16 protein-coding genes are annotated in these 25,211 nt (G+C 63.6%); 9 read left to right on the top strand and 7 right to left on the bottom strand.

Going from position 1 to position 25,211, the window contains the following annotated elements:
* Positions 1–62: 62 nt before the first annotated feature.
* Positions 63–953, bottom strand: a complete 891-nt coding sequence (locus G6N78_RS06090) for a LysR substrate-binding domain-containing protein (protein ID WP_234905890.1) — start codon at positions 951–953, stop codon at positions 63–65.
* A gap of 150 nt (positions 954–1,103) precedes the next feature.
* Between G6N78_RS06090 and G6N78_RS06085 the strand changes: the two genes are divergently transcribed.
* A complete protein-coding gene (locus G6N78_RS06085) occupies positions 1,104–2,036 on the top strand; it encodes an L-lactate dehydrogenase (protein ID WP_165216573.1) in 933 nt (310 codons plus the stop codon).
* 6 nt (positions 2,037–2,042) lie between these two features.
* Here G6N78_RS06085 and G6N78_RS06080 read toward each other — a convergent pair whose 3' ends face one another.
* Positions 2,043–3,110: a sensor histidine kinase gene (locus tag G6N78_RS06080; RefSeq protein ID WP_206531612.1), complete on the bottom strand. Its 1,068-nt coding sequence runs from the start codon at positions 3,108–3,110 to the stop codon at positions 2,043–2,045.
* A 153-nt stretch (positions 3,111–3,263) separates the two neighbouring features.
* Between G6N78_RS06080 and G6N78_RS06075 the strand changes: the two genes are divergently transcribed.
* The 7 genes from G6N78_RS06075 to G6N78_RS06045 all read left to right on the top strand — a co-directional run bounded on the left by G6N78_RS06075 (position 3,264) and on the right by G6N78_RS06045 (position 12,460).
* A complete protein-coding gene (locus tag G6N78_RS06075; protein WP_165216571.1) occupies positions 3,264–4,199 on the top strand; it encodes a LysR family transcriptional regulator in 936 nt (311 codons plus the stop codon).
* A 130-nt stretch (positions 4,200–4,329) separates the two neighbouring features.
* The gene (locus G6N78_RS06070) at positions 4,330–4,809 is read left to right on the top strand and encodes a formate dehydrogenase subunit gamma (protein ID WP_165216569.1); all 480 of its coding nucleotides are present in this window, start codon (positions 4,330–4,332) and stop codon (positions 4,807–4,809) included.
* Positions 4,806–6,374, top strand: coding sequence for a formate dehydrogenase beta subunit (locus G6N78_RS06065; RefSeq protein ID WP_206531611.1), 1,569 nt, complete (start codon positions 4,806–4,808; stop codon positions 6,372–6,374). The genes G6N78_RS06070 and G6N78_RS06065 overlap by 4 nt, the downstream gene beginning before the upstream one ends.
* A 219-nt stretch (positions 6,375–6,593) precedes the next feature.
* Entirely contained in the window at positions 6,594–9,476 is a 2,883-nt protein-coding gene (gene fdhF, locus G6N78_RS06060) for a formate dehydrogenase subunit alpha (protein ID WP_165216567.1), read from the top strand.
* Positions 9,477–9,486: 10 nt separating this feature from the next.
* A complete protein-coding gene (fdhD, locus tag G6N78_RS06055) occupies positions 9,487–10,311 on the top strand; it encodes a formate dehydrogenase accessory sulfurtransferase FdhD (RefSeq protein WP_165216565.1) in 825 nt (274 codons plus the stop codon).
* Positions 10,301–10,645, top strand: coding sequence for a formate dehydrogenase subunit delta (locus tag G6N78_RS06050; RefSeq protein WP_165216563.1), 345 nt, complete (start codon positions 10,301–10,303; stop codon positions 10,643–10,645). Before fdhD ends, G6N78_RS06050 begins: the two co-directional genes overlap by 11 nt.
* A gap of 162 nt (positions 10,646–10,807) precedes the next feature.
* Positions 10,808–12,460, top strand: a complete 1,653-nt coding sequence (locus G6N78_RS06045; protein ID WP_165216561.1) for an OFA family MFS transporter — start codon at positions 10,808–10,810, stop codon at positions 12,458–12,460.
* A gap of 55 nt (positions 12,461–12,515) precedes the next feature.
* Here the strand turns inward: G6N78_RS06045 and G6N78_RS06040 are convergent, their stop codons facing one another.
* From G6N78_RS06040 to G6N78_RS06030, 3 genes are all read right to left on the bottom strand, one after another.
* Positions 12,516–13,364, bottom strand: a complete 849-nt coding sequence (locus tag G6N78_RS06040; RefSeq protein WP_165216559.1) for an asparaginase domain-containing protein — start codon at positions 13,362–13,364, stop codon at positions 12,516–12,518.
* Between the two features lie 131 nt (positions 13,365–13,495).
* Entirely contained in the window at positions 13,496–13,975 is a 480-nt protein-coding gene (locus tag G6N78_RS06035; RefSeq protein WP_165216558.1) for a chemotaxis protein CheW, read from the bottom strand.
* Entirely contained in the window at positions 13,975–15,762 is a 1,788-nt protein-coding gene (locus G6N78_RS06030) for a methyl-accepting chemotaxis protein (RefSeq protein ID WP_441397896.1), read from the bottom strand. Before G6N78_RS06030 ends, G6N78_RS06035 begins: the two co-directional genes overlap by 1 nt.
* A gap of 310 nt (positions 15,763–16,072) precedes the next feature.
* Here G6N78_RS06030 and G6N78_RS06025 point away from each other — a divergent pair.
* A protein-coding gene (locus G6N78_RS06025; protein ID WP_165216547.1) for an IS630 family transposase occupies positions 16,073–17,024 on the top strand; the annotation gives its coding sequence in 2 pieces (ribosomal slippage) (positions 16,073–16,405 and positions 16,407–17,024; 951 coding nt in all).
* A 53-nt stretch (positions 17,025–17,077) separates the two neighbouring features.
* On the opposite strand, the gene G6N78_RS06020 is transcribed toward G6N78_RS06025, so the two are convergent.
* Both G6N78_RS06020 and G6N78_RS06015 read right to left on the bottom strand, forming a co-directional pair.
* Positions 17,078–23,173 carry a translocation/assembly module TamB domain-containing protein gene (locus G6N78_RS06020; RefSeq protein WP_165216545.1) on the bottom strand — a complete coding sequence of 2,032 codons (6,096 nt, stop codon included), beginning with the start codon at positions 23,171–23,173 and terminating at the stop codon, positions 17,078–17,080.
* A gap of 63 nt (positions 23,174–23,236) precedes the next feature.
* Positions 23,237–25,156 (bottom strand): autotransporter assembly complex protein TamA, encoded by a 1,920-nt coding sequence (locus G6N78_RS06015; RefSeq protein WP_206531610.1) that lies wholly within the window; start codon positions 25,154–25,156, stop codon positions 23,237–23,239.
* Positions 25,157–25,211 lie beyond the last annotated feature (55 nt).

The raw sequence follows: 25,211 nt of genomic DNA, 5'->3' as shown, positions 1-25,211 counted from the left end.
TTCGCAAGCGAGGTTTTGGCAGTCAGATCATTCCAAAAGGGAATGCTCGCTTTGCGCCAGCGTCAGATCTCGCCCTTAAGCTCGGCCTGCAGCCAGCCGCGAAACGCCTTCACCTTCGGCGGCTCCTGCGTGTCCGCGCGGGTCACCAGCCAATAGGCCTCGTGGCCTTCCACCTCCACATCCAGCACCTGCGCCAGCTGGCCGCTCGCCATCAGCGGCGCCACCATCGCCCGGTCGGCAACGGCAACGCCCAGCCCGTTGCAGGCCGCCTCGATTACCAGATCGAGAAGATCGAACTCCATGCCGCCGCGCGTATCCGTCTGGCCAAGGCCCGCGGCATCCAGCCAGCGCTGCCAGGTGAGATAGCGCTGGTCGGCGGAGGCGAGCACATGCAGGAAGGTGAAGCGGGAAAGATCGATCGGGCCGCCTTCTTCGATGAGATATGGCGCGCAGACGGCGATATGGCGCTCCGTCAGCAGCCGGGTGCAGGACAGCATCGGCCATTCGCCATCACCGAAGCGGATGGCGCAGTCGAGCAGGCTCCGATCCGTCAGGCTGTCGGCGGCATCGGTGGTGATGCTGATGTCGAGATCGGGAAGGGCGGCGCGCAGGCTCCCGAGCCGGGGCAACAGCCAGCGTTTGGCAAAGGTCGGCGGCACGTTGATGCGCAGCCGGTGGCGGTTGCTCTTTTCGACGATGTTGCGCACCGTCAGTTCGACCGCATGAAAGGCGTTCTGCAGGCTGGCATAGAGTTCCGCGCCAGACGGTGTCAGCTCCAGATGGTGGTGATGGCGGATCACCAGTCTTTCGCCCAGCTGATCCTCCAGATTGCGCACCTGGCGGCTGACGGCACTCTGGGTCAGGTTCAGGCGTTCGGCGGCGCGGGTGAAACTGCGCGTCTGGCCCACCACCTCGAACACTTTCATGGCCGTCAGCGCCGGTAGCCGTCGCATGCTTGTCCCCCCCGTCTTTGCGCATTTAATCAGAGGGAGACGGAAACCGTCACCTGCTTTCTGCTGTTTTTCTGAACGCCTTGCGCCATGTCATGATGATGGCGTGCCGCTGTGCAACTCTTGGCGGTCCTCAGCCACGGGAGAAAGCGAATGAAGGTTGGAATCGTCGGTGCCGGCATGGTCGGCAGTTCAGCAGGCTATGCGCTGGCTTTGACCGGCACGGCGAGCGAGGTGGTTCTGGTCGATCAGAACGAAAAGCTGGCGATGGCCCAGGCGGAAGACATCGCCCACGCCACCCCCTTCCACTCCGCGACGAAGGTCAGCGCCGGCGGTTATGAGGCGCTGGCCGGCGCCGGCATCGTTATCCTCGCCTGCGGTGTCAGCCAGAAACCCGGAGAAACGCGACTGGCGCTTCTGGAGCGCAATGCGGACGTATTCCGCCAGGTGGTGGGTGAGGTGCTGGCCGTGGCACCGGAGTGCATCCTGCTGATTGCCTCCAATCCGGTCGATGTGATGACGGATATCACCACGCGGATCTCCGGCCTTGTCCCGCAACGGGTGATCGGTTCCGGCACGATCCTCGATACGGCCCGCTTCCGCAGCCTGCTCGGGCGCCATCTCGGCATCTCGCCGCAATCGGTGCATGCCTATGTGCTAGGGGAGCATGGCGACAGCGAGGTTCTGTCGTGGTCGAATGCGCTCGCCGGGTCCGTGCCGGTGGCCTCCGTCGCCGCGCAGATGGGCCGTCCGCTGACGCAAGAGATCCGCGACCGGATCGACGACAATGTGCGCAATGCCGCCTATCGCATCATCGACGGCAAGGGATCCACCTATTACGGCATCGGCGCCGGGCTTGCACGTCTCGTGAAGGCCATCTCGCTTGATCAGCGGGCGATTTTCTCCGTCTCCATCGTCACGCCGGACGTGGAAGGTGTAAGCGATGTCGCCCTGTCCATTCCGCGCGTCATCGGGGCTGCCGGTGTCCTCATGGATCTCTTCCCGGATCTCGATGATGGTGAGCACGCAGCCCTTCTGAAGAGTGCGAGGATCCTCAAGGAGAAGGCTTCGTCCGTCCGCCTCTGAGCGGGGCTACGTCTGGAGCCGGTCGGTCGAAAGACGGTAGTAAAGGCCGTCCGGATGATAGAGCAGTTCTCCCTCGCCACCGAAATCATGCGGCGCAATGCGCTCCATCAGCGTGGTGCCAAACCCGCGCCGCGCCGGCTGCAGAACGGTCGGGCCGCCCGATTCGCGCCACTGGAAGTCAAACCCGCCGCCGTTTTCGCCCTGCCAGTCCACGCAGACCCGGCCGCCTTCTGCGGAGAGCGCACCATATTTGATCGCGTTGGTCACGAGTTCGTTGACGGCGAGCGCAAGCGAGAGTGATTGTTTCTCGTTCAGCTGGATATCCGGCGGTCCGGACAGGTGAATCCGGTTCTGGCCCGTGCTGTGCGGCGACAGTGCCATTTCCAGGACCTGAAGCAGCGGCAGGTCGCCCTGCTGCTGATCGAGCAGCAGGGACTGCGCATTGGCAATGGCACCCAGCCGCTGCAGAAGCAGGGGGCGCACTTCGGTGAGCGGGCGTTCCACCCGCAGCGTCTGGCTGACGATCGAGGTGACGGTGGCAAACATGTTCTTCATCCGGTGATGAAGTTCGGAATTCATCAACCGGAACTGCCGCTCCGCCTGCACGCGCTGGGTTGTCTCCACCACGGTATCGAGAAGCCCGGCAATATTGCCGTCGTCATCGCGCAAGGGGCTGTAACAGAAGGTGAAATAGGCTTCCTCCGCAAAACCGTTGCGATCGATCGTGAGGGCAAAATCCTCAAGGAACGTGGCCTTGCCCGCGAGTGCTGCGTCGGCAATCGGCTTGATGTCGTCCCAGATTTCCACCCAGCTTTCGGCCAGCGGGCGGCCCATGGCTTCCGGCTTGTTGCCGAGGATCGGGCGGAAGGGATCATTGTAGATGATGGTCAGCTCCGGTCCCCAGGCAATCAGGGCCGGAAAGGCGGAGCTGAGGGTCATTCCCACGGCGGTCTTCAGCGCCACCGGCCAGGCCTCCGGCGCCCCGAGCGGCGTTTTCGTCCAGTCTGTCTGCCGGACCAGCTCGGCTGAGCGACCGCCACCCTGAAGGAATGAGAGTTTGTCTGTTGTCGTCACGGAGCCTCTCAAACAGTGTTGATTGGAAGATGATGATGTCGTCTTGCCTGTGGCACTTAGGGTCTAAACGGTTGGCGGCAATTGCCATCGGCGCCGCAGGGGTGCAAATCGGTGGTGAGAACCGGCAACGGTGAGGCCCGATGGAGGAAACAGATGATCGATAAGCTGGAATTCTTCATTGCGCTCGCCGGTGTCGGGCATTTCGGCCGGGCGGCGGAGGAATGCGGCATCTCGCAGCCGACGCTCTCGGCGGCCATCCGCCAGCTGGAGGATCAGCTGGGTGTCGTTCTCGTGGTGCGCGGATCGCGTTATCAGGGCCTGACACCGGAGGGACAGCGGGTGCTGGAATGGGCGCGCCGCATCGTCGGCGATACCCGCACCATGCGCGAGGAAATGCGCGCCGCCCGCCGCGGTCTCGCCGGCCATATCCGCATCGCCGTCATTCCGACGGCGCTCGCCATGGTGCCGAAGCTCACCGAACCCTTCCAGAAACGCCATCCGGACGTCACCTTCTCGGTCACGTCGCGCACCTCGCTGCAGGTTCTGAGCCAGCTGGAAAACCTCGAGATCGACGCCGGCATCACCTATCTCGACAACGAACCGCTCGGGCGGGTGACCACGGTGCCGCTCTATTCCGAACGATATCATCTGATTGCGGCGGCAGGGACACCGCTCGCAGACCGGGAAACTGTGACCTGGAAGGAGGTTTCCGGTCTTCGGCTTTGCCTATTGACCCCGGACATGCAAAACCGCCGGATCATCAACAAACACATGACGGAGGCCGGGGTCTGGGTGAAGCCCACGCTGGAATCCAATTCCATGATCGTGCTCTTTTCGCATATCCGCACGGGGCAATGGGCCTCGATCATGCCGCGTAACGTCGCGGAATCATTCGGTTTTCCGGAACAGATCCGGATGATCCCGATTGCCGAGCCGGATGCCGAACATCTGGTCGGCCTTGTTGCCACGCACCGTGAGCCGCATACGCCGCTGGTGTCCGCCCTGCTGCATGAGGCAAGATCCCGCGCTGCAGCATCCGCGTTTGATAGAAATTTTCTATCGCACAACGAAATGCCGTTATTGACCTGATGCATGCATCTTGGCCATCCTTCCCAAAAGCCAAGTCTAGCCGGTTTGCAGGCCGCGCTGTGATCAACTGATCTGAGGCGGGCAAGACGACATCGCAGCTTGCCTTGCGTCGGTTTGGGAGGACTGACCAATGAACATCCGAGCGGTTGCCACCAACGAAGCGACCCGAATTTCCGAAATCATCGACCACTGTCGTCACTTGGAAGGGCCGATGCTGCCGATCCTGCACAAGGTGCAGGAGGAGTTCGGTTACATTCCCGAAAACGCCAAGCAGATCATCGCCCAGGCGCTCAATCTGTCGCGCGCCGAAGTGCACGGCGTCGTGACCTTCTACCATGATTTCCGCGACCATCCCGCTGGCCGCCATACCCTCAAACTCTGTCGTGCCGAGGCCTGCCAGTCGATGGGCTGCGAGCCCCTGGCGGAGAAGGCGAAGGCGAAGCTCGGCATCGACTGGCATGAGACGACGGCGGATGGCGCCGTGACCCTGGAGCCGGTCTTCTGTCTCGGCCTCTGCGCCCAGGCGCCGGCTGCGATGCTGGATGGCGAACTCTATGGCCGTCTCGACGAAGACTGTCTGAACGACATCGTGGCGGAGGTGCGGGCATGAGCATGACCGACACCATCACCGTTTTCGTTCCCCGCGATGCGGCAGCGCTTGCCGTCGGTGCCGACAAGGTGGCAGCCGCCATCGAGCGCGAAGCGGCAGCCCGCAATCTCGACGTCCATATCGTGCGCAACGGCTCCCGCGGCATGCTCTGGCTGGAGGTGCTGGTAGAGGTGCGCACCGCGCATGGCCGGGTGGCCTATGGCCCGGTCAAGACCTCGGATGTGCCGTCCCTGTTCGATGCCGGTTTCCTGACGGGCGGCGATCATCCGCTCAGCCACGGCCTGACCAGCGAAATTCCCTTCCTCAAGGGTCAGACGCGGCTCACCTTCTCCCGCTGCGGCATCACCGATCCGCTGTCGCTTGAAGATTACCGCCATTACAAGGGGTTGACCGGTCTCGAAAAAGCGCTGGCCATGCCCCCGGCCGACATCGTCAAACAGGTCACCGACAGCGGGTTGCGTGGCCGCGGCGGCGCCGGTTTCCCGACCGGCATCAAGTGGAAGACGGTCGCCGACGCGACAGCCGATCAGAAATACATCGTCTGCAACGCAGACGAGGGCGATAGCGGCACCTTTGCCGACCGGATGATCATGGAAGGCGATCCCTTCGTGCTGATCGAAGGCATGGTGATTGCCGGCATCGCGGTCGGCGCCACGAAGGGTTACGTCTACACCCGCTCCGAATATCCGCATGCCATCGCCATCATGGAAGAGGCGATCAAGATTGCCCGGCGCGAGGGCATTCTCGGCCCGTCCGTTTTGGGTTCGCCTTACGCCTTCGACATGGACGTCCGCATGGGCGCCGGCGCCTATGTCTGCGGCGAAGAAACCTCGCTGCTGAACAGTCTCGAAGGCAAACGCGGCATCGTGCGCGCGAAGCCGCCGCTGCCCGCGCTGCAGGGCCTGTTCGGCAAGCCGACGGTGGTCAATAACGTCATGTCGCTCGCCTCGATCCCGGTGATCATGGACCGCGGCGCGCAGTTCTACCGGGATTATGGCGTCGGCCGCTCGCATGGCACGATCCCGATCCAGCTTGCCGGCAACCTGAAACATGGCGGGCTTTATGAAACCGCCTTCGGCCTGACGCTCGGGCAATTGGTGAACGAGATCGGTGGCGGCACGATCACCGGTCGGCCGGTCAAGGCCGTCCAGGTCGGCGGGCCGCTCGGTGCCTATTTCCCGCCCGCGCTGTTCGACACGGTGTTTGATTACGAAGCCTTCACCGCCGCCGGTGGCCTCATCGGCCATGCGGGCATCGTGGTGTTTGACGAGACGGTCGATATGCTGAACCAGGCGCGCTTTGCCATGGAATTCTGTGCCGTCGAAAGCTGCGGCAAGTGCACGCCCTGCCGCATCGGCTCCACCCGCGGCGTGGAAGTGGTCGATAAAATTGCCCGCGGCATCGAGCCGGAAAAGAACAAGGTGCTTCTGGAAGATCTCTGCAACACCATGAAGTTCGGCTCGCTCTGTGCGCTGGGCGGGTTTACGCCCTATCCGGTCATGAGCGCCATGACGCATTTCCCGGAGGATTTCGCGCCGGCACCTGTGAGGGAGGCGGCGGAATGACAAAACAGGTCGTGCACAAGCCCCTCACCCTAACCCTCTCCCCGCAGGCGGGGAGAGGGGACGCGATTGCCGCCGCCCGCTCGGGTATCTCTGCCGTTGCGGGACGCTGCGACGTCGCGGCGCTCCCCTTCTCCCCGCCTGCGGGGAGAAGGTCCCGGCAGGGGGATGAGGGGCAGACAGCCTCGCTTACGAATTCATCGTTCAAACAGGAGGCCCACCATGCCCCTCGTTCCTGAAATTGACTACGGCACACCCGCCTCGCGTTCCGAAAACATGGTGACGCTGACCATTGACGGTCGCGAGATCACCGTTCCCGAGGGTACCTCCATCATGCGCGCCTCCATGGAGGCCGGCATTCAGGTGCCGAAACTCTGCGCCACCGACATGGTCGATGCCTTCGGTTCCTGCCGCCTCTGTCTCATCGAGGTGGAGGGCCGCAACGGTACCCCCGCCTCCTGCACCACGCCGGTTGCCCCCGGCATCGTCGTGCATACCCAGACGGAGCGGCTGAAGCAGATCCGCAAGGGGGTGATGGAGCTTTATATCTCCGACCACCCGCTCGACTGTCTGACCTGCGCCGCCAATGGCGATTGCGAGTTGCAGGACATGGCCGGCGCCGTGGGCTTGCGCGACGTGCGTTATGGCTATGAGGGCGACAACCATGTGAAGGCGCGTTCCGCCACCGGCGCCATCAATGCCCAGTGGATGCCGAAGGACGAGAGCAACCCGTATTTCACCTATGATCCGTCGAAATGCATCGTCTGCTCGCGCTGCGTGCGGGCCTGCGAAGAGGTGCAGGGCACGTTTGCGCTGACCATCGAAGGCCGCGGTTTCGACAGCCGCGTTTCGCCCGGTGCGCACGAGGCCTTCCTCGAATCCGAATGCGTCTCCTGCGGTGCCTGCGTACAGGCCTGCCCGACGGCGACGCTGACGGAAAAATCGGTGATTGCCATCGGTCAGCCGGAGCATTCGCTGGTCACCACCTGCGCCTATTGCGGCGTCGGCTGCTCCTTCAAGGCGGAAATGCGCGGCGAGGAACTCGTTCGCATGGTGCCGTGGAAGGATGGCCAGGCCAATCGCGGCCATTCCTGCGTCAAGGGTCGGTTCGCCTATGGTTACGCCAGCCACAAGGACCGTATCCTCAACCCGATGATCCGCGAAAAGATCACCGATCCCTGGCGCGAAGTGACCTGGGAAGAGGCCTATGCGCATGTCGCCTCGGAGTTCCGTCGCATCCAGTACCAGTATGGCCGGGAATCGATCGGCGGCATCACCTCGTCGCGCTGCACGAACGAAGAAACCTATCTGGTGCAGAAGCTGATCCGCGCCGGCTTCGGCAACAACAATGTCGATACCTGCGCCCGCGTCTGCCATTCGCCGACCGGTTACGGCCTCGGCCAGGCTTTCGGCACCTCCGCCGGCACGCAGAACTTTGACAGCGTCGAACATTCCGACGTGGTGCTGGTGATCGGCGCCAACCCGACCGATGGTCATCCGGTGTTCGGTTCGCGGCTGAAGAAGCGGCTGCGCCAGGGCGCCAAGCTCATCGTGATTGATCCGCGCCGCATCGATCTGGTCAAGACGCCGCATGTGGAAGCCGCCTTCCACCTGCCGCTGAAACCCGGCACCAATGTCGCGGTTCTGACGGCGCTCGCACATGTCATCGTCACCGAAGGCCTGTTCGACGAAGCTTTCATCCGCAACCGCTGCGACTGGTCGGAATTCGAGGACTGGGCGGCCTTCGTGGCAGAGCCGCAGCATTCGCCGGAGGAGACGGAAAAGTTCACCGGCGTTCCGGCGGAAGAACTGCGCGGTGCTGCCCGCCTGTTCGCCAAAGGCGGCAATGGCGCGATCTATTATGGTCTCGGTGTCACCGAACACAGCCAGGGTTCGACGACCGTCATGGCGATCGCCAACCTCGCCATGGCAACCGGCAATATCGGCCGTCCGGGCGTCGGCGTGAACCCGCTGCGTGGCCAGAACAATGTCCAGGGTTCGTGCGACATGGGCTCCTTCCCGCACGAACTGCCGGGCTATCGCCATATCTCGGATGATGCGACGCGCGAAACCTTCGAAAAACTCTGGGGCGTGACGCTCAACAACGAGCCGGGGCTGCGCATCCCGAATATGCTGGATGCCGCCGTCGAAGGGTCGTTCAAGGGCATCTATATCCAGGGCGAGGACATTCTCCAGTCCGATCCGGATACCAAGCATGTGTCGGCTGGGCTTGCCGCGATGGAATGCGTCGTCGTGCACGACCTCTTCCTCAACGAGACCGCGAATTACGCGCATGTCTTCCTGCCGGGCTCCACCTTCCTGGAAAAGGACGGCACGTTTACCAATGCCGAGCGCCGCATCAACCGCGTCCGCAAGGTCATGACGCCAAAGAACGGCTATGCCGACTGGGAAGTGACGCAGAAACTGGCGCAGGCCATGGGGCTTGCGTGGAACTATAGCCATCCGTCCCAGATCATGGACGAAATTGCCGCAACGACGCCGAGCTTTGCCGGTGTATCCTATGCCTATCTGGAGGAAAAGGGTTCGGTGCAGTGGCCCTGCAACGAGAAATTCCCCAATGGCTCGCCGATCATGCATGTCGATGGCTTCGTGCGCGGAAAGGGTAAGTTCATACGCACGGAATACGTCGCGACCGATGAACGCACCGGTCCGCGCTTCCCGCTGTTGCTCACCACCGGCCGCATCCTGTCCCAGTACAATGTCGGGGCCCAGACGCGTCGCACGGAGAATGTCGTGTGGCACGAGGAGGACCTGCTGGAGATCCATCCGCACGATGCCGAACAGCGCGGCATCAAGGAGGGTGACTGGGTGAAGCTTGCAAGCCGCGCCGGCGAGACGACGCTTCGGGCGCTGATCACCGATCGTGTGGCACCGGGCGTGGTCTATACCACCTTCCACCATCCGAACACGCAGGCGAATGTCATCACCACGGATTTCTCCGACTGGGCGACCAACTGTCCGGAATACAAGGTCACGGCGGTGCAGATCTCGCCCTCCAACGGCCCGACGGACTGGCAGGAGGATTACGAGGAACTCAGCCGTCGCTCCAGGCGTATCGTCGGCAAGCTGGAAGCGGCGGAGTAAGGGCAAGGCGATGACGGAAAACCAGAGCCGCACGGTTCAAGAATGGCGCTTCCGGCAGGGACACCTGGCGGAAGGTCATCGCATCGTGCCGGAAGAGGTGCCGATCGCGCTCTCCTATGGCGGCTCCACCCACGCGGTGATGATGGCGACGCCATCCGACCTGATCGATTTTGCCTACGGGTTTTCGCTGGCCGAGGAGATCATTACCTCGGCCGCGGATATTCTCGAGGTCGATCCGATCGAGGCCGGGGCCGGGATCGATGTGCAGATTAGTCTCAAGGATGCGACCGCCGATGCGCTGACCGCGCGGCGCCGTCGCATGGCGGGCCCCGTCGGCTGTGGTCTCTGCGGCATCGAATCCATCGAGCAGGCCGCGCGCGAGGTGGCCGTCGTCTCCGATGCCCGCTTCGTGCTGACGCCGGCCATGGTGGCCGAGGCGACACGGCTCCTCGGTGACGGACAGCGGCTGAACCGGGAAACGCGCGCCGTGCATGGTGCAGCGTTCTACCGCTCGGGCCAGGGGCTGGTCGCGATCCGCGAGGATGTCGGCCGCCACAACGCGCTCGACAAACTCGTCGGTGCCGTTCTGCGTGCCTCGATCAAGGCCGGCGAGGGGGCGGTCGTCGTCACCAGCCGCCTTTCGGTGGAGATGGTGCAGAAAACGGCGCTGTTCGGCTGCCCCTATCTGATCGCGATCTCGGCGCCCACCGCGCTCGCCATCGAAACCGCGGAACGCGCCGGCATCACGCTGATCGGCATCGCCCGGGGTGATGAATTCGAAGTGTTTACAAGGCCTGATCGTCTGACGACGGGAGAGAACAGTCATGTCGCTTGATCACACCGACGAGAAGCTTGTCCGCATGGCGAACCAGATCGCCACCTTCTTTGCCTCGCAGCCGGAGGCGGTCAGGGTGGATGGTGTGGCGACACACATCAACAAGTTCTGGGAGAAGCGCATGCGCCGCCGCTTCTTCGAGATGATCGATGCCGGCATCGGCGGCTTCCTGCCGCTCGTCGTCCTCGCGTCCTCCAAGATCAAGCGCCCATACCAGAGCGATGACAGCGCTGTCGGCGTCGGGGCTGATGCAGCGCGGGGCGCGCCGGGCGGCAAGGGCCCGGTGGCCGGCGAATCTCTGTCGGAACCCAGCGTTCCGCCGGGAACCGTCTGATCGAAACAGGTGTCGGGATTACGGGCGACACATTGATCAGATGAAAAAACGAGAGCCGACGGTTCAGGATCGCCGGTTCCAAAATGGGCTTTCATCCGCTCCGGCCACGGTGGCGGACAGAGATTTTTATTGTCCTGACATTCCAAGAGGGAGGCTTTGTCAATGGCAGTTGCAGGCGTAAGTGGAGGGGATCTGACAGGCGTCGGCATCCTCGATCGAGAACGAATTATCGCCAAACCGGGATTCAATCGCTGGCTGGTGCCGCCGGCGGCGCTCGCCATCCATCTGTGCATCGGCATGGCCTATGGCTTCAGCGTGTTCTGGCTGCCGCTCAGCCGCGCCATTCCGAACGCAGATCCCAGCTGCTCCAGCCTCACGCTGGCCGGCGCGCTGTTTACCACCGCCTGCAACTGGCGCGTGGCGGATCTCGGCTGGATCTATACGCTGTTCTTCGTGCTGCTCGGCTGCTCGGCGGCCATCTGGGGCGGTTGGCTGGAGCGGGTGGGGCCGCGCAAGGCTGGTTTCGTCTCCGCCTGCTGCTGGTGCGGCGGCATTCTCGTTGCGGCGCTCGGCGTCATGTCCCACCAGCTCTGGCTGATGTGGCTGGGCGCCGGTGTCATCGGTGGCGTTGGTCTCGGCCTTGGTTATATCTCGCCGGTTTCCACCCTCATCAAGTGGTTTCCGGACCGGCGTGGCATGGCAACGGGCATGGCCATCATGGGCTTCGGCGGTGGTGCGATGATCGGCGCGCCGCTCGCCAACCTTCTGATGAACACCTTCAAGACCGACACTTCGGTCGGCGTCTGGCAGACCTTCGTGGTCATGGCGCTCGTCTATTTCGTCTTCATGATGGGCGGCGCCTTCGGCTATCGCATCCCGCCGGCTGGCTGGCGTCCGGAAGGTTGGACGCCGCCGGCGGCCAAGAGCACGATGATCACCCACCGCCACGTGCATCTGCGCGATGCGCACAAGACACCGCAGTTCTGGCTGATCTGGGCCGTGCTCTGCCTCAACGTGTCGGCCGGCATCGGTGTCATCGGCATGGCCTCGCCCATGCTGCAGGAAATCTTCGCCGGCTCGCTGATCGGCCTGCCGGGTGTTGCCTTCGCGCAGCTCGATGCCGGCCAGAAGGCGCAGATCGCGGCGATTGCCGCAGGCTTTACCGGCCTCCTGTCGCTCTTCAACATCGGCGGCCGCTTCTTCTGGGCCTCGATGTCGGACAAGATCGGCCGCAAGAACACTTACTTCTGCTTCTTCATCCTCGGCATCGTTCTCTATGCCGCGGCACCGACATTGGCCATGCTGGGGTCCAAGGCCTTCTTCGTTCTGGCCTTCGGCATCATCCTGTCAATGTATGGCGGCGGTTTTGCCACCATCCCGGCCTATCTGGCGGATATCTTCGGCACGCAGTTCGTCGGCGCGATCCACGGCCGTCTGCTGACCGCCTGGGCGACCGCCGGCATCGTCGGCCCGGTCGTCGTCAACTATATCCGCGAGGCGCAGATCGCCGCCGGTGTCGCACCGGGCCCGGCTCTCTACACCAGCACGATGTATATCCTGGCCGGCATGCTGGCGCTTGGCCTTGTCGCCAACGCCTTCGTCAAACCACTCTCGGACAAGTGGTTCATGTCGGATGAGGAAGTCGCCTCGCTGCAAGCGAAGACCGCGGCGGCCAATGCCGGCCCGACCGGTTCCTTCGGCATCGGCAAAGGTGGTCTCGATGCCAAGGCGGCACTCGCCTGGTCGGTCGTCGGCATTCCGCTTCTGTGGGGTGTCTGGGTGACGCTCCGGAACAGTCTGGCCATCTTTGGCTGACGTCCGGCAAAAGTCGATGCGGGAGCCGGCCATCGTGCCGGCTCTTTGCGTTTCGTCAGTTCAGCCAGAGATGGATGAGGGCGGCTTCCGGCGTTTCGGTGCCGCCGTTTTCGATGCCGGTGCTCCACAGGTCGGCGCCGGCGGCATAGGTGCCGGGCGCCAGGCCACCAGCCTCGCAACTGCTGACGGCACGCAGCCGCTTGCCGCTTGCGATGGCCCGTTCCAGGACCGCAAGAACGGCCTCGTCCGACATCGCCGTCCCCGAACCAAAGACCCGCAGCACCGCGCCGTCGAGGTGCTGAAGCATTGCATCGAGGGCTTGTGCCGGCATGCCGGGCGAGAGTGTCAGGATGGCAAACCGACGGTCTTCGGTGAATTGCCGCAGGCGCGGCGCTGCAGGGTCTGCCTGCGGCTGGCTGCGAAAGCTGTCGGCGGCGTGGCTGTCGTGCTTGACGAGACCGGCAGCCGCCAGCAGCTTTCCGGCAAATGCCAGGTGAACGCCGTCGCCAGCCTGAAAGGCCGCTTCCAGCGCCAGCGACAGATTGCCCTCCGCATCGCCGTGCTGGCCGAGCGGCAGCATGGAGCCGCAGAGGAGGATCCGCCGATCTTCACCCGCCAGTGCCTGAGACAGCGCCGCGCCGGTAAAGGCCATCGTATCGGTGCCGTGCGTGATGATCACGGGCCGGTCTGGATGCGCCCGGATAACCGAGAGCATCTCGTTCCAGTGGCGCGGGCCAACATCGGCACTGTCGAGCAGCGGGGAAAAGACATGGCTGTCGAGCGTGACGCCTGAGGGCAGGCGGTCGCGGACGGCCTCTTCGACCAGTCCCTCGACCGGTGCCAGCCCGTCCGGTCCTTCTGCCATGCCGATGGTGCCGCCGGTGTGGATGAGAAGCAGGCGCATGGTCTCTCCCTCAGTGTAACCAAGCGCTTCCTATGGTAAGCCTCGCGGCAGATCAACCTTTGACGCAAACGCAAAAAGGGCAACCTCGTGTGTTGCCCTTCGTGTGCGATGGCGGTGCGGACAAGAGGCCGTCAGGCGGCCAGATCTTCGAGGTCGCTGCCCTTGAACATCTTCGACAGGTTGAGGAAGCAGATCATGCCGCTCTCGGTCGCGATGATGCCTTCGGAGAAGGACTTGTCGAAGGAGGCGGAGACTTCCGGCACCGGCTGCACCTGCGCGGAGGAAATCGTCAGGATGTCGGAGACGCGGTCCACCAGCATGCCGATGACCATGTTGTGGACTTCCGCCACAACGATTGCGGAACGCTCGTTGGCCACCGTGCTCTTCATGCCGAGCTTGTAGGCGAGGTCGATGATCGGGATGACGGATCCGCGCAGGTTCATCACGCCGATCACATCGGCCGGCGCATGCGGGATCGGCGTCGACGGCGCCCAGCCGCGGATTTCGCGGATCGTCGTCGTCTTCACGCAGAATTCCTGGTCGTGAAGGCGAAAGGCAATGATCTCGAGTGTTTCGCCGCTGAAGCTGGTGGTGTTGATCGTGGTCGCCATCAAAATTCTTCCCAATTCTCCGATGCCTGGACCGCGGCGGCTGCACCGGTGTTGGCGCGGGCGACCTTAGCCATGAGTGAGCGTGCCGGGGATGCGACGGGGCGTGCATCGGGTCGCGCGATTCGCACAGTAGACGAAGATTGTTTCCCAAAGCTGAATCGGCTGATGAGATCGCGCAGCGAGCCCGCTTCCTTGGCAAGGCCGTGGCTGGCAGCGTTGGTCTCCTCCACCATTGCGGCGTTCTGCTGGGTGTTCTGGTCCATCAGGTTGATGGCGTTGTTGATTTCCTTGAGGCCGATTGCCTGTTCGCGGCTGGCTTCCACGATCGCCTGCACATTGGTGTTGATGTCGCCGACTTCGGTGATGATCGCCTGCAAGGCACGGCCGGTCTCGTCCACCAGTGCCACGCCCTTCTTCACCTGCTCGCCGGAGGTGTTGATCAGCGCCTTGATTTCCTTTGCCGCCTTGGCGGAGCGTTGTGCCAGCTCGCGCACTTCCTGGGCGACGACCGCAAAGCCCTTGCCGGCCTCACCGGCGCGGGCCGCCTCGACGCCGGCATTCAAGGCCAGAAGGTTGGTCTGGAAGGCGATGTCGTCGATCACCCCGATGATCGAGGAGATCTCGCCGGCTGAGCGCTCGATTTCGCCCATGGCGGAAATGGCGCTGGAGACGACCTCGCCGGAGCGCGTTGCGCCGGTCGTGGTGCGGGCCACCAGATCGCCGGCCTCTTCCGCGCGCTTGGCGCTTGTCGCAACCGTCTGGGTGATCTCGTCGAGAGCCGCTGCGGTTTCCTCCACGGCGGCTGCCTGCTGCTCGGTGCGCTTCGACAGGCTGTCGGAGGCTTCGCGGATCTGCTGGGAGCCCGATGCAATCGCTTCGGCGTTCTGGCCGACGTTTTCCATCGCCTGACGCAGTTTTTCGATCGCCGTGTTGAAATCCGTCCGGATCTTTTCCAGCGACGGAATGAAGGCCCGTTCGATGCGGAAGGTCAGGTTGCCATTTGCCAAGGCGCCGAGACCCTCGCCGATGTCGTCCACCGCCCGCACGCGTTCGGTAATGTCGGTCGCGAACTTCACCACCTTGAAGACCTGGCCGTCCGCATTGAAGATCGGATTGTAGGACGCCTGGATCCAGACCACCTTGCCGCCCTTGCCGATGCGCTTGAACTCGGCGGCAATGGGTTCTCCGGAAGCCAGCTTGCTCCAGAAGCTTCGGTAGTCGGGGCTCGCGGAAAAGGCCGGATCACAGAACATGCTGTGATGCTTCCCCTTGATCTCCGCCAGGCTGTAGCCAAGACAGGAGAGAAAGTTCTCGTTGGCGGTCAGAATGTCGCCGGCGGTCGTGAACTCGATGACGGCCTGCGTTCGGGAAATCGCGTTGAGCTTGCCGGCGTCTTCTGCAGCCTTCAGCTTGGCGGTCGTAATGTCGGTGGCGATCTTGACGACCTTGACCACCTTGCTGCCGGACATGACGGGATTGTAGGAGGCCTGGATCCAGATTTCCTTGCCGTTCTTGCCGATGCGCTTGTATTCCGCGGCATCAAATTCGCCGCGCGCCAGACGAGCCCAGAAATCCCGGTAGGCCTGCGAGTTCACGTAGGACGGCTCACAGAACAGGCTGTGGCTTTTTCCCTTGATCTCGGAAAGATCATAACCGAGCGCTTTGCAGAAGTTCTCGTTGGCGGAGATGATCTGCCCCGTCGGGCTAAATTCGATGATGGCCTGAGAACGCCCAATGGCAGCCAGTACGCTGCTGCTGTCGTTGATCCCGATCAGTTTAAGTTGCACTGTCATTACCCTCGGTAGAACAGAAAGAGTGTCAGAGCACCCAACTGTTGCTCCCGCCTCTCAAGACGTTCGTAGAGTAACCGTGATTGGTTAAATTTAAGTCAAACGTTAATCTCGCAAGGGTTGTGAAATTAACGCTGGTTATCTCGAGCAATTGATAAATGTAAGGAATTTCGTCACGTAAAGCTCGTTTGCTGCCTGCACGTGTTTAGGAAATTATCCAAAATCTAAAGCGTGTCGCGCCAAACCAGATTCGGTATTCCGGTTTGTTTGGATTTATGATTCATTTGCCCATGGAAGGAGAAGCGCCATGGGCAAGCCGCATCCGATGGAGTTGCGTGAGCGTGTCGTTGCATTTGTGAACGAAGGCAATAGCAATCGGGAAGCCGCCCGGCATTTCCGGGTTTCGCCCCGGTTCGTCAACAACATGATGATCCTGCATCGTTCCTCTGGTTCTCTTCGCCCCGCCAGACAGGGCCATCCGCCTGGCAGTAAACTTTCGCCTCATGCGGAGTGGATCAGCGAGCGCGTTGCTCTGCATGGCGAAGTGACCCTGGACGAACTGTGTCTCGAACTGGCCGAGCGCGGTATCGACGTCCACCGCGCCACCGTCGGGCGGTTTCTACACCAGCTTGGGCTGAGCAATAAAAAAAAGCCTCAAGGCAAGCGAGCAGCGCAGACCGGAGATCGCCAAGGCGCGTGATCTTTGGATCAACCGCCGAAAGCGGTTCTTCAACAAAGCGTTGTCCCGGCTCATCTTTATCGATGAGACGTCCACGAATACCCGCCTGACGAAGCGCACCGGATGGTCTGCCAAAGGCAGCCGCTTTGCGGCTTACGCTCCCTTTGGCCACTGGAAGACGCAGACATTCATCGCCGGACTGCGCTGCCATGGCCTGACCGCGCCGTGGATCGTCGAGGGGCCCATGAACGGCCGCATCTTCGAAACATGGATCGAAACACAGCTTGCGCCGACACTGTCGCCCGGCGATGTTGTCATCCTCGACAATGTCGGCTTCCACAAAAGCGAGAAAGCCGAGCAGCTGGTCAAGGCGAAGGGCGCCTGGCTGCTCTTCCTGCCGCCCTATTCACCGGACCTGAACCCCATCGAAATGGCGTTCTCAAAGCTCAAGGCGCTCTTACGAAAGCGAGCCGCCAGAAGCTTCGATGCGATTGCCCAAGCCCTCGGCGACATCATCAGCCTCTTCTCCGTCACCGAATGCAGAAACTTTTTCCGCGCAGCAGGATATGAGGCAAAATAAATGCGACACGCTTTAGGGTATTATCCCGAAGCGCGTGCTGGACGATTTTCCGGTTAATATTCTTTCTCGTAGAAAATCCCGCCCGAGCCGCCATCGCTGCCGGCCGATCCTTTCAGCTTCACTCCGCGCCCGATGTCGAGATTGATCGTTGCGCGCGCGCCGCCGCTGCCGCCCTGTTCGAGCTGCAGATAGGTGCGGTTGTTCAGCCGGCGCCCAATCGACACGCTCGTCTGCCCGGCCTCGTCGGTCTTGATGTCGAGATCGTCCACCCCGAGGCTGGACCGCAGCGACTGCAGGAGGGAATTGTCTCCGCCGCCGGCCAGCTGGGCGACGGCATCGGCCAGCTGGGCGATCTGCAGGGCCGAGAGCCGCGACAGCGACTGCCCGAAGATCAACTGCGCCAGGATCTCGTCCTGCGGCAGCGAAGGCGACGAACTGAAGCCGATCTCCGGATCGTTGGCCACGCCCGTCACCGTGATGGTGATCGTGGTCTGGCCGGAACTCGTGGTGGCCGCCAGATCCAGCACGGGAATGAGGCTGCCGCCGAAGGTGATGCGTCCGCTGGTGAAGTCCAGCCGCTTGGTCAGGATCACGATCCGGCCGCGCCGCATCTCGAAGGCGCCGGCCACATTGGGGGCTGCCGTCGTGCCGCGGATGGTCAGCGCGCCGCCCAATTCCGCATCGATGCCGCGACCACGCACGAAGATCCCGTTCGGCGCGCGCAGCGTCAGGTCGAGATTGATGCCGGCGCTCGTTCCGCTGCCGCCTTTCGGGGCGAGGCTCGCCAGCAGCGCCCGCACATCCGGCGGCGCGTTGACATGTTTGACATCGATCTGCGCAAGCGATGCCGGCAGCGAGGCGGGCACGGTGATGTTGGCGCGCACCAGGGCGATCTCGCCGGAGAGGGTCGGTGCTCCCGTCAGCGGACCGCTCAGGTTCAACGTGCCGTTCACCGTCGCCGTCACCAGATTGCCATCGACATAGGTGGCGTTGTCCAGAACGATGCGCAGATCGGCGGCGTAACCGTCGCGGAGACCGATGGATCCCTGCAGCGAAACGGTGCCGCCGGTGGAGACCTCTGCCGTCAGGCGGGAGATCGTCGCCGTGTCGCGGTTGAAGGTCACGCTGGCATTGATGCCGTTGAGCGCAAGATTGCGGCGGACATCGATCAGCTGTGCGCCCGTTGTGGAGGCGGTACCGGTAATCGCCGGTGCCGCGGCCGTGCCGCCAATACTCACATTGACATTGGCTGCGCCCTCCAGCGCCAGTCCCTGACCCGAAAGCTGCGCTGCCGCGAGAGCAAAGGGCAGACTGCCCTCGACGCGGACATTGAGCGCGCGGTCGCCGGTGAGGCCGACAGTGCCGCTGCCGGTCACGTTGAGGCCGCTTGCGCCGCTGAGCCGGGTTTCGAACTGCACTTGCTGGCTGCCGAGCGTGCCCGATGCCGTGATATCGAAGGGGGCAAGGCCGGCGCTTCGCGTCTGCGCAACCGAGGCCCCATTCCACCGGAGGTCGAAACGTCCGCCGCTGGCACCGTTCGCCGGCAGGGCAGACAGGCGTCCGGACACCGTGCCTGTGGCGTCCAGCCCCGGCTGGAAGGCATTAGCAAGGCGGGCCGGCAGGGCATTGATCTCGGCATTGAGGTTCGGCTGCGGACCATTGTCGCCAAAGGCGACGCTGCCATCGGCAGTCACGGACAATCCGTCCGGCCCCGTCAGCCGCGTATCCTTCAGGGTCAACCGATTGTCGGCAAAGCTGCCGGCGGTGCGCAGGTTCAGGCCGCGGATGCCCGCGTCGCCCTGGCGCTGGATCACGCCGTCGGCCCATTGCAGGTCATAGCTGGCGTTGGGGTTGGCAACCGTGCCGGTCACTGTGGCGTTGCCGGTGATCGTGCCACCGGCCCGGATGCCGGGCAGGAAGGTGTTGGCGAGGTCGGCGGGAACTGAACGCAGCTCTGCCGTGAGGTTCAGCGGACGCTCGCCCGCCAGGCCAACGGTGCCGCTGGCGGTTGCGGACAGACCCGAAGGACCGTCGAGGCTGGCTTCGTCCAGTGTCAGCGTGCCGTTGACCAGCGAGCCGCGGGTGCGCACAGAAAGCCCGGCAAGGCCGGCGCTGCGGGTCAGCGCCAGTCCGGCATCCTGCCAGGCCAGGTCGAACTGCGTCGCGGGCGCGTCGGGCGTGCCTGTGGAAGATACCGTTCCGGACACCATGCCCGTTGCGCCCAGATCCGGCGCGAAGGCATTGGCGAGGTTTGCCGGAAGGGCCGCAATGGAGGCGTTCACATCGAGCGTCGGCGGTTGCTCATCGGCCAGCTGAACCCGTCCCTTAGCGCTGACCGACAGACCGGATGGGTCGCTCATGGCCGTTTCGTCGAGGGTCAACAGGCCGCCGGTGAAGCTTCCTCGGGCGCTGGCATCGATGGCGTTGACGCCCGCCTGCCGGGTCTGAGCGGTCGAACCATCGGCCAGACGCACATCATAGCGGAGATCGGGTGCTTCCAGCGTGCCGCTTGCGGTGAGGGATCCGTTCAGCCGGCCGGCGGCGTCGAGGTCCGGTCGTGCGATATTGGCAAGCGACGCCGGCAGCTGGTTGAACTCGGCCGTGATGTTGAGCGGTGCGCCGAGCGCAATGCCCGCCGTTCCGCTGGCCGTCATGGCGATGCCGTTCTCTCCGCCAAGCCGCGCCTCGTTGAGGGTGAGTGTCTGATCGGCAAACCGTCCGGCGGCGGTCAGGGACAGCGGCCCGAGATTGGCGCTGCGGGTCTGGGCAAGCGTGCCATCCGTCCAGGCCAGGTTGAACTCGGCCTGAGGCGCTGAGAGCGTGCCGGCAACGGTCGCCGTGCCCTTCAGTGTGCCTTGCGCGCCAAGATCAGGACGCGCGATGTCGATCAGGTTTGCCGGCAGCGCATCGATCGTGGCGTCAAGGCTGATCGGTCGGTCTCCGCTGAGGTTCAGCGAGCCGGTGGCGCGGGCCGAAACGCCATCGCCGCCGCTGATCGTCATCTGTTGAACGGCGACGGTGTTGTTCTCGAAACTTCCGGTGGCGGTGGCGGCAAGAGCGACAAGGCCCGCCTTGCGCGTCCCGACAGTCGAGCCCTCCTTGAGTGCGAGATCGAAGCGCACTTGAGGGGTCGCAAAACTTCCGGACATCTGCGCGGCGCCCGAGACCACGCCTTCCGCCTGCAATTCCGGCCGGAACCGGTTGGCGATTGCCGCCGGCATGGCGTTCAGGTCGAGCTTGAGGTCCAGTTTGCCGGGGCTCGCCGTTGCAACACTGCCGGAGGCCCGGGCGGAAAGCCCGTCTTTACCCTCCAGCACGGCTTCATCGATGGTCGCGGTGCCGGTTTCGTAGCGCCCACGAAGCGAGAGGCCGAAGGGGCCGAGATCGAGAGTGCGGGTCTGGGAGACCTTCGCATTGTCCCAGGCAAGGCTGTAGCGGATGACCGGTTTTGCGGAAGGACCGCCGAGGGTCACGACGCCGCCAATATCGCCCTCCGCCCCGAGATCGGGAACGAAACCGTTGGCGAGCGCTGCCGGCAGCTTGTTGATGCGCATGGCGAGGTTCAGCTGATCGGCAGCGCTGCCTTCCACGATCACCTGTCCGCCGCCCACGGTGAGCCGGATCGGATCGAGCACGACGTTGCCGCTTTGCACGCGGATCTCGGAGGGCTCGGAGAGTGCCACCGCAACGCCGCCCGGTGCTGCCTGAAAGCGGTCGAGGCTGAGCGTCAGATCGCCGCTTTCCGGCAGACGGGTCAGGCTCCCGGAGAGCGTCAGCGGCGCATCGGAATAGGTGGCACCCAGATCGAATGCCGTACGGCTGCCGTCCTGCGACAGGGAGAGGGCAAGACCGGACAGTGTCTGACCACCGACCGACAGCTGATCGGCGCGAAGCGTGCCCTGAAGCGCAAGGTTTCTAAGATCCGTGCTGGCAAGATCGACCTGGGGCTTGGCAAGCGTTGCACCTTGCGCCGTCAGCATCTCGCCGCTGGCAGTGATGGTCGCGGCCGGAACGCCCGCGGCATTCGTCAGCGTCACGCTGCCCTTCAGGTCGCCTTCCGCCTTTTGTCCGGCAAGGCCTGCCAGAACGCCGATTTCCGGCAGATCGAAATTCAGCTGCCCGGCGGGCAGGAAGCTCTCCGACAGCTCAAGCGCTCCCGTCAGGCGGTTGGCACCGGCTTCCAGGCTGATCTGCGAGATGGACAGGAGACCATTGGCCTGGTTGACCGTGCCTTCCAGACGGACCGGCTTGGTATCGAGCATTGCCGTTGCAAGCACAGTGCCCTTCAACCCCTCGGTTGCCGTCGTGGCTTCCACCTGCGCGCTCAGGGCCTGCAGTGTGTGGCCGCTGATGCGCAGATCGGCGGCATTCAGAACAGTTTTCAGCGCGATGGCATCAAGCGGGCCGGAAACGCTGATATCGTAACCGACCGCACCCTTGGCATCCTTGCGCAGCTTGGCAATATCGGCGATGCGGCCGGCCAGTTGCCCCTGCAGCTTGCCGTTTTCGAACGCGACATTGCCGTGGCCATCGAGCAGGTTCGATTTCAGCACAATGTTCTCGAGGCTCAACTTGCCGCCGATGATGCTGTCGATATAGCCTTCGAGGCCGATCGACTCGCTGAAATTGCGGCCCACGGCATCGGGAAGACCGGCCGGATTGAGCGAAAGACGAATATTGCCGGTGACCGACTGTTTCGACTGGTTGTAGGCGCCGCTCACCGTGCCGGAGAGGTTGGCGCTTTCGAAGGTGGCGGCATCGAGCCCGATCGCCGGCATGGCGAGCCTGATCGGCGCATCAAGGCGGATCGGGCCGTCGATCAGCCGGTCGAGGTTCGGTTCGTCGAAATCGGCCTGGGCGGCGGTCAGGCGGGTGCGGATGCTGCCCGCATAGGTCACGAGGTTCAGGTCCTCGCTTTCGGCCTGCAGCCGGATCTGCCCGAGATGCGCACCCTCGACGGTCGCCGAACGGAGTGCTGCCGTGGCGTTGAAGCGCGAGGATTCCGCCGGTCCGGTCAGGGTGAAGTTCAGGTTGTCGAGGGCAAATCGCGCCGGCGCGCCAGCGAGCGGCCATTCGATCTGCACCGGACCGTTGGCCGCGGTCATGCTGCCGGTCAGGCTGTTGTCTCCGGACGGATCGAGCGCGCCGGATGCCGACAGCTTCACGGCATCGTTGGCGAGCGTCCCGTTCTTGATCTCGATCCGGCCGTTGTTGCCAATATTGGCCGTCAGCACCACGTCAGTGCGGCCGGCAAACAGCGGGCGGATCGTCGGAGGCAGCAGTTCGGCGAGCTGGCCACCGCCCTCGATATGGATGCTGTGGGCCGCCTGCTGTGTGATGACATGCTGGCCGTCGATGCTGATGACGGGCTTGCCATCCACCGTGCCGCGCAGTTCGCCCGTCCAGTTGGACAGCGGACCGCGCCCGTCGAGCGCCAGCGCCAGGGAAGGCGCGCCCGGTAGGTGCAGAAGGCGGGCCAGAAGACCGCCCTGCGGCTCGGAGACCAGGGCCTGCAGTTTCAGTTCGTTCTGGCCGGGGGCGAAGACGAGATCCGTCTTGGCAAGCGCGTTCGGCACATCCTTGCGCCGTGCAGACAGCTGCAGGCCGATGCGCTCGTCCGTTGCATCAGCAGATCCCTCTGCCGCAAGCTGGAAGGACCGGCCGGCGAGTTCCGGCTGCAGATCGATATTGGGCAGCTCAAAGCGGTCTACTTTCACGGCCACGGGAAGCGAAAAGCCGCCGCCGGAGCTCTCCTGGCTCTGCGTTTGCGGCTGCTCGACGGCGATCGGCGCCCGGTTGACCGTCAGTTTGTCGATCCGGATGCTGTCGGCATGGAACGTGCCGCGCAGAAGCGAGAGCGGCGACCAATCGACGGCAATGTCTTCGGCCCGGGCATAGACACCCTGGCTGTCGGACAAGGCCACACTGTCCACATGCAGGTTACCGGTCAGGAGGCCGCGCGGCGCGGTGATCGTCACACCGCGATCCGGCCCGGAGGCCAGCGAACTGATCAGCCGGCCGGCCAGTTGACCGCCGGCGGGCAGGAAGCCGATGAACAGGATGAAGCCCAGCGCCACCACGAGCAGGAGCGCCATCGCGGCAAGCGCAATGCGGGCGATCCCTGACGTCAGGCGGGATGATGATGACATGAACGCGGGTTCAACCTTCTAACTGCCGGACGTATGTATCCTGATCCTCGTGATATTTCGACATCAGAATGATTGTCCGATGCCCGCATAAATACCGTATGCGCTACCACCTTTATAGCGGTCCAGAGGCAGCGCAACATCGAGCCGCAGCGGACCAAACGGGGTGGCGTAACGCAGGCCAAGGCCTGCGCCCATGCGGATATCTGAGAAATTGGGCACGATTTCGTTCGAGACGCTTCCGATGTCGAAAAAAGGAACGATCCCAACCTTTTCCGTCACCGTGATGCGAGCCTCGAACGAGGCCGTGGCATAGGAGCGGCCGCCTGTGGCCTCGTTCTCCGCCGTGTAGGGGGAGATTTCCCGGTAGGCATAGCCGCGCACCGAACCGCCGCCGCCGGCAAAGAAGCGCCGCGTGGTGGGGATGTCCTTCAACCGGTCGGCGCCGACGATCGAGCCAGCGGCGAGACGCCCGGCGAGAACCACGCGATCCTCCTCGCCGAGCCCGAGATAGCCCGAAATCGAGCCTTCGAAGGAGGAGAAGACGGTGCCGCCATAAGCCTCGTAGCTCGGCTGCGCGGCAAGCGTCGCGCGGTATCCTTCCGTCGGGTTCAGCTTGTTGTCGCGTGCATCCCGTTCGAAGGAGAGCGGAGTGGAAAAGGTCAGGTAGGTGTTGTTGCCGAAGGCGTCTTCGGTCTTGCTCCAGGTAATGTCGCCACCACCCTTGATGATGTCCTGGTCGCTCAGTTCGTAAGATAAAAGCGCCTTTGCGCTGATGGTGTTGGCCGTATAGACGTCCGGCGTCTCCCGTTCGCCCTCCAGGCTCGCATCGAGCGTCATGCGGGGCATGAAGATCCCCGGCTTGGTGAAGAAGATCCCCGCCGAATAGTCGAAGGTCGTATAATCGGTGGTGGCGCCGATGCCGGAGACCTTGCCTTCGATCCTCAGCGATTCCGCCTCGCCGAACAGGTTGCGGTGGCCCCAGTAACCGGAGAGGCCGGCGCCATCGATCGAGGAGTATTCCGCGCCAAAACCGAAATAGCGGAACTTGCCTTCGGACACTTCGATCGTCAGCGGCAAGGTGCCATCCGGTGCTAGTGCCTCCGCTTCGCGAATGCTGACGCTGGAAAAGACGCCGAGTTCGCGCAGCCGCTCGCCGGCCTTGCGCAACTGGTCGGGAGAATAACGCTGGTTGTCGTCGAGGCGCGAGTAGCGGCGGATGAAGTTTGCATCGACTGCCCGCGATCCCTTCACGGCAACCTCGCCGAGCGGCGCCACCGGGCCGCCCCGTGCCGAGATCGTCACATCGACGGTGCGGCTGGCATGGTCGGCCACGACGCTGCGGTCCGTCAGTTCCGCCAGCGGCCGACCCTCGGCCTTCAGGTCGCGCACGATGCGCTCTCCCGCCTGAATGATCTTGACGGAACCTGCGGAACCGCCGGGTTCGAGGTCGTAGGCGGCAGGATCCAGCCGAGCGGCATCGCCGGCGAGCGTCACCCGCCCGAGCGTGAAGACCGGGCCCGGCTCCACGGTCACGGTCACCGGAACCGGCTGGCTGTGATCGAAAACGGGATTGGGCGGCAGGCGGTCGAGATCGGTTCCGGCGATGCTGATGCGCACGACGCCGCCGTAACGGGCCTCTTCGTAAAGCACCGCGACCAGCCGCTCCCGGTCCTCCCGCGCTTTCACGACAAGGCCGAGATCGCCGGAGACCGGCAGGTCCTCGTCATTGACCAGCGATGTGGCCGTATCCAGGCGATCCTTCAGTTCGCCTTCTGCCCCTTCCGAATTGAGGGTAGCATCGTAGCGGACCGGGTCGATCACCTCGGCGGCTTCCTCGTCCTCGTCGCTGCCGAACAGGGTAATGCCGAAAAGCTTCAGCGCATGCGCTTCACTGGCCAGCGGCGGCATCGCCAGCAGGCTTGCGGCAAGCGCCGCAACGAGCCCGCCTTTGCGAAGAGGTGAAACGCGTTCCGGCGCGGGCATGTCATCGCTCGTACTCAGTGTGCCGTTCCCACGCTGCGGGCATCCTGCCCATTCC

Origin of the sequence: Allorhizobium pseudoryzae, assembly GCF_011046245.1 — a bacterium.
Taxonomy (GTDB): Bacteria; Pseudomonadota; Alphaproteobacteria; order Rhizobiales; family Rhizobiaceae; genus Neorhizobium; species Neorhizobium pseudoryzae.
This window is presented reverse-complemented; position numbering and strand designations above follow the sequence as displayed.

Coding starts and splice junctions, on each gene's coding strand:
- G6N78_RS06090 (WP_234905890.1), bottom strand. CDS start 953: ATGCGACGGCTACCGGCGCTGACGGCCATGAAAGTGTTCGAGGTGGTG.
- G6N78_RS06085 (WP_165216573.1), top strand. CDS start 1,104: ATGAAGGTTGGAATCGTCGGTGCCGGCATGGTCGGCAGTTCAGCAGGC.
- G6N78_RS06075 (WP_165216571.1), top strand. CDS start 3,264: ATGATCGATAAGCTGGAATTCTTCATTGCGCTCGCCGGTGTCGGGCAT.
- G6N78_RS06070 (WP_165216569.1), top strand. CDS start 4,330: ATGAACATCCGAGCGGTTGCCACCAACGAAGCGACCCGAATTTCCGAA.
- G6N78_RS06065 (WP_206531611.1), top strand. CDS start 4,806: ATGAGCATGACCGACACCATCACCGTTTTCGTTCCCCGCGATGCGGCA.
- fdhF (WP_165216567.1), top strand. CDS start 6,594: ATGCCCCTCGTTCCTGAAATTGACTACGGCACACCCGCCTCGCGTTCC.
- fdhD (WP_165216565.1), top strand. CDS start 9,487: ATGACGGAAAACCAGAGCCGCACGGTTCAAGAATGGCGCTTCCGGCAG.
- G6N78_RS06050 (WP_165216563.1), top strand. CDS start 10,301: ATGTCGCTTGATCACACCGACGAGAAGCTTGTCCGCATGGCGAACCAG.
- G6N78_RS06045 (WP_165216561.1), top strand. CDS start 10,808: ATGGCAGTTGCAGGCGTAAGTGGAGGGGATCTGACAGGCGTCGGCATC.
- G6N78_RS06040 (WP_165216559.1), bottom strand. CDS start 13,364: ATGCGCCTGCTTCTCATCCACACCGGCGGCACCATCGGCATGGCAGAA.
- G6N78_RS06035 (WP_165216558.1), bottom strand. CDS start 13,975: ATGGCGACCACGATCAACACCACCAGCTTCAGCGGCGAAACACTCGAG.
- G6N78_RS06020 (WP_165216545.1), bottom strand. CDS start 23,173: ATGTCATCATCATCCCGCCTGACGTCAGGGATCGCCCGCATTGCGCTT.
- G6N78_RS06015 (WP_206531610.1), bottom strand. CDS start 25,156: ATGCCCGCGCCGGAACGCGTTTCACCTCTTCGCAAAGGCGGGCTCGTT.